General features: G+C 49.5%; 11 protein-coding genes. 1 reads left to right on the plus strand and 10 read right to left on the minus strand.

Features of this window, described 5'->3' with window-relative positions; all coding sequences use genetic code 11:
• Positions 1–14: 14 nt before the first annotated feature.
• The 7 genes from rplV to rpsJ are packed head-to-tail and all read right to left on the minus strand — an operon-like array spanning position 15 to position 3384.
• Positions 15–347 (minus strand): 50S ribosomal protein L22, encoded by a 333-nt coding sequence (gene rplV, locus OGX98_RS20740; RefSeq protein WP_000448832.1) that lies wholly within the window; start codon positions 345–347, stop codon positions 15–17.
• Positions 348–361: 14 nt separating this feature from the next.
• The gene (gene rpsS / locus OGX98_RS20745) at positions 362–640 is read right to left on the minus strand and encodes a 30S ribosomal protein S19 (RefSeq protein ID WP_001138115.1); all 279 of its coding nucleotides are present in this window, start codon (positions 638–640) and stop codon (positions 362–364) included.
• Positions 641–656: 16 nt separating this feature from the next.
• Positions 657–1478: a 50S ribosomal protein L2 gene (gene rplB / locus OGX98_RS20750; RefSeq protein WP_000301869.1), complete on the minus strand. Its 822-nt coding sequence runs from the start codon at positions 1476–1478 to the stop codon at positions 657–659.
• 17 nt (positions 1479–1495) lie between these two features.
• Complete coding sequence (rplW, locus tag OGX98_RS20755; RefSeq protein ID WP_000617546.1) at positions 1496–1798, minus strand: 50S ribosomal protein L23; 303 nt, start codon at positions 1796–1798, stop codon at positions 1496–1498.
• Entirely contained in the window at positions 1795–2400 is a 606-nt protein-coding gene (rplD, locus tag OGX98_RS20760; RefSeq protein WP_003031119.1) for a 50S ribosomal protein L4, read from the minus strand. Before rplD ends, rplW begins: the two co-directional genes overlap by 4 nt.
• Before the next feature lie 10 nt (positions 2401–2410).
• Positions 2411–3040: a 50S ribosomal protein L3 gene (rplC, locus tag OGX98_RS20765; protein WP_045448329.1), complete on the minus strand. Its 630-nt coding sequence runs from the start codon at positions 3038–3040 to the stop codon at positions 2411–2413.
• Between the two features lie 32 nt (positions 3041–3072).
• The gene (gene rpsJ / locus OGX98_RS20770; RefSeq protein ID WP_001181005.1) at positions 3073–3384 is read right to left on the minus strand and encodes a 30S ribosomal protein S10; all 312 of its coding nucleotides are present in this window, start codon (positions 3382–3384) and stop codon (positions 3073–3075) included.
• A 377-nt stretch (positions 3385–3761) separates the two neighbouring features.
• On the opposite strand from rpsJ, the gene OGX98_RS20775 reads away from it, so the two are divergent.
• Positions 3762–4229: a prepilin peptidase gene (locus OGX98_RS20775; RefSeq protein ID WP_045448332.1), complete on the plus strand. Its 468-nt coding sequence runs from the start codon at positions 3762–3764 to the stop codon at positions 4227–4229.
• Here OGX98_RS20775 and bfr read toward each other — a convergent pair.
• From bfr to tuf, 3 genes are all read right to left on the minus strand, one after another.
• Positions 4226–4702, minus strand: coding sequence for a bacterioferritin (gene bfr, locus OGX98_RS20780; protein WP_045448334.1), 477 nt, complete (start codon positions 4700–4702; stop codon positions 4226–4228). The genes OGX98_RS20775 and bfr overlap by 4 nt on opposite strands.
• A gap of 71 nt (positions 4703–4773) precedes the next feature.
• Positions 4774–4968 (minus strand): bacterioferritin-associated ferredoxin, encoded by a 195-nt coding sequence (gene bfd, locus OGX98_RS20785; protein ID WP_071829044.1) that lies wholly within the window; start codon positions 4966–4968, stop codon positions 4774–4776.
• Between the two features lie 185 nt (positions 4969–5153).
• The coding region (gene tuf, locus OGX98_RS20790; RefSeq protein WP_058842576.1) for an elongation factor Tu at positions 5154–6194 on the minus strand (1041 nt) is incomplete at its 5' end.

Raw genomic sequence — 6194 nt, forward strand, 5'->3', positions numbered from 1 at the left:
TAGTCTCCAGAGTCTCAGCGATCGGACACAACCACAGTAATGTGGCTGGTGCGCTTCAGGATGCGATCTGCACGACCTTTTGCACGCGGCATAATGCGCTTCATGCTCGGGCCTTCGTCTACGAAAATTTTCGTAACTTTCAGATCGTCAATGTCAGCGCCATCGTTGTGTTCAGCGTTAGCAATGGCAGATTCCAGGACTTTCTTAACCAGTACAGCCGCTTTCTTATTGGTGTAGGTCAGAATATCCAGAGCCTGCGACACTTTCTTACCGCGAATCAGGTCTGCAACAAGGCGAACCTTCTGAGCAGAAGAACGAGCATGGCGATGTTGAGCTAAAGTTTCCATCTCTTCCTCCTACCTTATTTCTTCTTCGCTTTTTTATCAGCAGCGTGGCCGCGATAAGTACGAGTCGGTGCGAATTCACCCAGTTTGTGACCGACCATTTCGTCGGAAACAAATACCGGAACGTGCTGACGACCATTATGGACAGCGATGGTCAAACCGATCATGTTAGGAAAGATCGTTGAACGACGGGACCAAGTGCGCAGGGGCTTCTTGTCTCCGCTTTCCACCGCTTTCTCTACCTTCTTCAGCAAGTGCAGGTCAATAAAAGGACCTTTCTTGAGAGAACGTGGCATGGCTTATCCTCTAAAATTATTTGCTACGGCGACGTACGATGAATTTATCAGTACGCTTGTTGCTGCGGGTCTTCTTACCTTTGGTCTGAACGCCCCACGGAGTTACCGGGTGCTTACCAAAGTTACGACCTTCACCACCACCATGTGGGTGGTCGACTGGGTTCATCGCAGTACCGCGAACGGTAGGACGAACACCACGCCAGCGTGCAGCACCTGCTTTACCCAGAACGCGCAGCATATGCTCAGCATTGCCAACTTCGCCCAGAGTTGCACGGCAGTCTGCTTCGACTTTACGCATTTCACCAGAACGCAGACGCAGGGTGACATAAGCACCATCACGAGCAACGATCTGAACGTAAGTACCAGCGGAACGAGCCAGCTGACCGCCTTTACCTGGTTTCATTTCTACGTTATGAACGGTAGAACCAACCGGGATATTGCGCATCGGCAGGGTGTTACCTGCTTTGATTGCAGCATCAACGCCAGACTGAATCTGGTCGCCAGCTTTCAGGCCTTTAGGGGCCAGGATGTAACGGCGTTCACCGTCTTTGTACAGAACCAGCGCGATGTTCGCGGAACGGTTCGGATCGTACTCAAGACGTTCAACAACTGCCGGGATACCGTCTTTGTTGCGTTTGAAGTCAACGATACGATAAGCCTGCTTGTGACCACCACCGATGTGACGAGTGGTGATACGGCCATTGTTGTTACGACCACCGGATTTGCTGTTTTTTTCAACCAGCGGAGCAAAAGGTTTGCCCTTGTGCAGCTCTGGGTTGACCACTTTAACGACGTGGCGACGACCCGGAGATGTCGGTTTACATTTAACAACTGCCATTGTATTACTCCTCCGACTTACTCAGCGCCGCCGACGAAGTCCAGATTCTGGCCTTCCTTCAGGGTGACGTAAGCTTTTTTCCAGTCGCTACGACGACCGATACGCTGTCCGTGACGTTTAACTTTCCCTTTAACTACCAGGGTGTTAACGACTTCGACTTCGACTTCAAACAGTTTCTGCACAGCAGCTTTGATTTCTGCTTTGGTCGCGTCTTTAGCAACTTTGAGAACGATGGTATTAGTTTTTTCCATCGCAGTAGACGCTTTTTCAGAAACGTGCGGTGCGCGCAGCACCTTCAGCAGACGTTCTTCACGAATCATGCCAGCATCTCCTCAACTTGCTTAACAGCATCAGCAGTCATTACGACTTTGTCGAAGGCGATCAGGCTAACCGGGTCGATACCAGTTGCATCGCGTACGTCAACCTTGTGCAGGTTGCGCGCAGCCAGGAACAGGTTTTCGTCCAGCTCACCGGTGATGATCAGCACATCTTCCAGAGCCATGTCTTTCAGTTTCTGTGCCAGCAGCTTAGTTTTAGGCGCTTCTACAGAGAATGATTCGACAACGATCAGACGATCCTGACGTACCAGTTCGGACAGAATGCTTTTCAGCGCGCCGCGGTACATCTTTTTGTTAACTTTTTGACTGTGGTCCTGCGGGCGAGCAGCGAAGGTCACGCCACCAGAACGCCAGATCGGGCTCTTGATAGAACCTGAACGCGCACGGCCGGTACCTTTCTGGCGCCACGGCTTTTTGCCTGAACCAGTTACTTCAGCACGAGTCTTCTGAGCACGAGTACCCTGACGAGCACCAGCTGCATAAGCAACAACAACCTGGTGAACCAGCGCTTCGTTGAAATCACGACCGAAGGTAGTTTCGGAAACAGTCAGCGCGCTCTGCGCGTCTTTCAATACTAATTCCATTGCTATCCCCTTACGCCTTCACAGCTGGTTTAACGATCAGGTCGCAACCGGTCGCACCCGGAACACCACCTTTAACCAGCAGCAGGTTGCGCTCAGCGTCAACACGTACTACGTCCAGGCTCTGAACGGTTACACGCTCGTTGCCCAGCTGACCTGCCATTTTCTTGCCTTTGAACACTTTGCCCGGAGTCTGGTTCTGACCGATAGAACCCGGAACGCGGTGAGACAAGGAGTTACCGTGAGTAGCGTCCTGGGTACGGAAGTTCCAGCGCTTAACGGTACCAGCGAAACCTTTACCTTTAGAGGTACCGGTTACGTCAACTTTTTTAACGTCAGCAAACAGTTCAACGCTAATGCTCTGACCTACGGTGAATTCTTCACCATCCGCCAGACGGAACTCCCACAGGCCGCGGCCAGCTTCAACGCCAGCTTTAGCAAAGTGACCAGCTTCCGGCTTGGTTACACGGTTAGCTTTTTTAGCACCAGTGGTAACCTGAATAGCGCGGTAGCCGTCGTTAGCCAGGTCTTTAACCTGAGTAACGCGGTTTGCTTCAACTTCGATTACGGTTACTGGGATAGATACGCCATCTTCAGTGAAGATGCGGGTCATTCCCACTTTTTTACCGACTAAACCAATCATTGTATCAACCTCTCAATCGCTCGATGACCTGATTAACCCAGGCTGATCTGCACGTCTACACCGGCAGCCAGATCCAGACGCATCAGAGCATCAACGGTTTTCTCAGTTGGCTCAACGATGTCAACCAGACGCTTGTGAGTGCGAATCTCGTACTGATCACGCGCGTCTTTGTTAACGTGCGGAGAAATCAGAACGGTAAAGCGCTCTTTGCGGGTCGGCAGCGGGATCGGACCACGGACTTGCGCACCAGTGCGCTTAGCAGTCTCGACGATTTCCGCGGTTGATTGATCGATCAGACGATGATCAAACGCTTTCAGGCGGATACGGATTCTTTGGTTCTGCATGAGACCAGAGCTCCAATTATTTTATAGACGAAATAGTTACTCCTCAAACCCATTACGATTGATGGGAGAGTGTAACCGTTCTTACAGAGTTCCCCAATCGGGAACATTGTCAGATAGTCAAATCGACTATCAGTGGTTCAGATTGAACCAGCCGTCAATTAAGACAAGCCCGCGCATTATACGTAAATCTCAGCCTTACGCAAGTGCCGTGTAGAAATTAATCACCAGACCTGTAATGCGAGCACCATTCCAGGCAGATTGTAGAAACTTGCGCATGCATATTTTTACTGGAAGCAGGCAACCGTTATAGCTATTCGGATCTTGTATGGACGCCACATTTACTGGAGGGTTATCTCTTTAGCGATGAGAATTCGAGCATGTACATCAACCTCCTCTTCCTGTTTACCTACACGTCCTTATGCGGGCTTCTTTGGATACAGGATTTACGCACCGGTTTATTGCCAGACAAGTTTACCTGCCCTCTTCTATGGAGTGGTCTTATTTATCATCAATGCTGTAAACCGGCTGAATTATCTGATGCAGTTTGGGGGGCCGTGGTGGGATATAGCGTGTTTTCACTTCTCTATTGGAGCTACCGGCTGGTAAGACGACAGGAAGGACTAGGCTATGGTGATGTAAAATTTCTCGCAGCACTTGGTGCGTGGCATCGTTGGGAATCATTACCGCTGTTGGTCTTCACTGCTGCCTGTCTGGCCTGTTGCATCATTGGGATTAGGAGCGTTACGGATGGAAGAAAGGTACTAAAAAACCCGCTGCCTTTTGGGCCATATCTGGCGGCGGCGGGTTTTATTATTGGCTGGGTAAATCTGATGCAGGGCGATTAGTCACTGACTTTAATCTGTGATTGCAGATAATTTTGCAAGCCAAGTTTTGAAATCAAATCCAGCTCCGTTTCGAGCCAGTCAATATGCCCTTCTTCTTCAGTAAGGATTTCTATCATCATATCCCGGCTGACGTAGTCATGAACGCTATCGGCATAGGCAATGGCTTCACGCAAATCTTTCGCGCCATCAAGTTCAAGTCGAAGATCTGACTGCAGCATCTCCTCAACATCTTCACCAATCCCTAACTTACCCAGATCCTGTAAGTTTGGCAGCCCTTCTAAGAATAAAATACGCTCGATATATTTATCGGCGTGTTTCATCTCATCAATAGATTCATGATACTCAACATCATTGAGGCGAGTCAGTCCCCAGTTTTTAAACATACGGGCATGGAGAAAATACTGGTTGATTGCGACAAGCTCATTTCCCAATAGTTTATTGAGATAATTTATGATTTTAACATCACCTTTCATTTTATAGTCCCTCCGCTTCCACTCTTAGAGCGTAGATGGGGCTACAGGGATGTCAAAAAAAAGAGTGTGACTTAGGCGATCTCTTTAAATTCTGGTATTTGAGTTAATTCATCCTGCATCACTTCACGCGCAGCCCGAATACACTTACCGCATTGATTTCCAACAGGAATAAACTTACGTAATTGCTGAAAGGACTGAGGATGAAACTGGCGAACAGCCTGACGAATTTTTTTATCACTTATCGCATTACACAAACAAACGTACATGATCGCTCCCGTTCAATTTCTGTGCAAAGTGTAAATGAGAATAGTTATGATTACAATAGCACAATTATGTTTGCACGCCGGTTGGGTTAGCGAAAAATGCGAATAAATATTACAGCGAATGAATTGCAGGCAGCAAAAAGGGCGCCGAAGCGCCCTTTTTAAGCTCAAAACTAATTAATCAATAATTAGCTCATTACTTTAGCAACAACGCCCGCACCTACAGTACGGCCGCCTTCACGGATTGCGAAACGCAGACCGTCGTCCATCGCGATCGGGTGGATCAGGGTAACAACCATTTTGATGTTGTCGCCCGGCATTACCATCTCTACGCCTTCTGGCAGTTCGATGGTACCAGTCACGTCAGTAGTACGGAAGTAGAACTGCGGACGGTAGCCTTTGAAGAACGGAGTATGACGGCCGCCTTCGTCTTTGGACAGAATGTACACTTCAGATTCGAACTTGGTGTGCGGCTTGATTGAACCCGGCTTAGCCAGTACCTGACCACGTTCGATTTCTTCACGTTTGATACCACGCAGCAGAACACCAACGTTCTCACCAGCACGGCCTTCGTCCAGCAGTTTGCGGAACATTTCAACGCCAGTACAGGTAGACTTAGCAGTCTCTTTGATACCAACGATTTCAACTTCTTCACCAACTTTGATGATACCGCGCTCAACACGACCGGTAACAACGGTACCACGACCGGAGATGGAGAATACGTCTTCGATAGGCAGCAGGAACGGCTTGTCAATCGCACGCTCTGGTTCCGGGATGTAAGAATCCAGGAAGCCAGCCAGTTCGATGATTTTCGCTTCCCACTCTGCTTCGCCTTCCAGCGCTTTCAGAGCAGAACCACGAACGATCGGAGTGTCGTCGCCCGGGAAATCGTACTGAGACAGAAGTTCACGAACTTCCATTTCTACCAGTTCCAGCAGCTCTTCGTCATCAACCATGTCGCATTTGTTCAGGAACACGATGATGTACGGAACGCCTACCTGACGACCCAGCAGGATGTGCTCACGAGTCTGCGGCATCGGGCCGTCAGTCGCAGCAACAACCAGGATCGCGCCGTCCATCTGCGCAGCACCGGTGATCATGTTTTTAACATAGTCGGCGTGGCCCGGGCAGTCTACGTGCGCGTAGTGGCGAGTCGGGGTGTCATATTCAACGTGAGAAGTGTTGATGGTGATACCACGAGCTTTTTCTTCCGGAGCGTTATCGATCTG

The organism is Citrobacter sp. Cm046 (assembly GCF_030333065.1).
GTDB lineage: Bacteria > Pseudomonadota > Gammaproteobacteria > Enterobacterales > Enterobacteriaceae > Citrobacter > Citrobacter murliniae.

Bases quoted from the DNA above. Each gene is read 5' to 3' on its own strand.
- rplV (WP_000448832.1), bottom strand. From the start codon at position 347: ATGGAAACTTTAGCTCAACATCGCCATGCTCGTTCTTCTGCTCAGAAG.
- rpsS (WP_001138115.1), bottom strand. From the start codon at position 640: ATGCCACGTTCTCTCAAGAAAGGTCCTTTTATTGACCTGCACTTGCTG.
- rplB (WP_000301869.1), bottom strand. From the start codon at position 1,478: ATGGCAGTTGTTAAATGTAAACCGACATCTCCGGGTCGTCGCCACGTC.
- rplW (WP_000617546.1), bottom strand. From the start codon at position 1,798: ATGATTCGTGAAGAACGTCTGCTGAAGGTGCTGCGCGCACCGCACGTT.
- rplD (WP_003031119.1), bottom strand. From the start codon at position 2,400: ATGGAATTAGTATTGAAAGACGCGCAGAGCGCGCTGACTGTTTCCGAA.
- rplC (WP_045448329.1), bottom strand. From the start codon at position 3,040: ATGATTGGTTTAGTCGGTAAAAAAGTGGGAATGACCCGCATCTTCACT.
- rpsJ (WP_001181005.1), bottom strand. From the start codon at position 3,384: ATGCAGAACCAAAGAATCCGTATCCGCCTGAAAGCGTTTGATCATCGT.
- OGX98_RS20775 (WP_045448332.1), top strand. From the start codon at position 3,762: ATGTACATCAACCTCCTCTTCCTGTTTACCTACACGTCCTTATGCGGG.
- bfr (WP_045448334.1), bottom strand. From the start codon at position 4,702: ATGAAAGGTGATGTTAAAATCATAAATTATCTCAATAAACTATTGGGA.
- bfd (WP_071829044.1), bottom strand. From the start codon at position 4,968: ATGTACGTTTGTTTGTGTAATGCGATAAGTGATAAAAAAATTCGTCAG.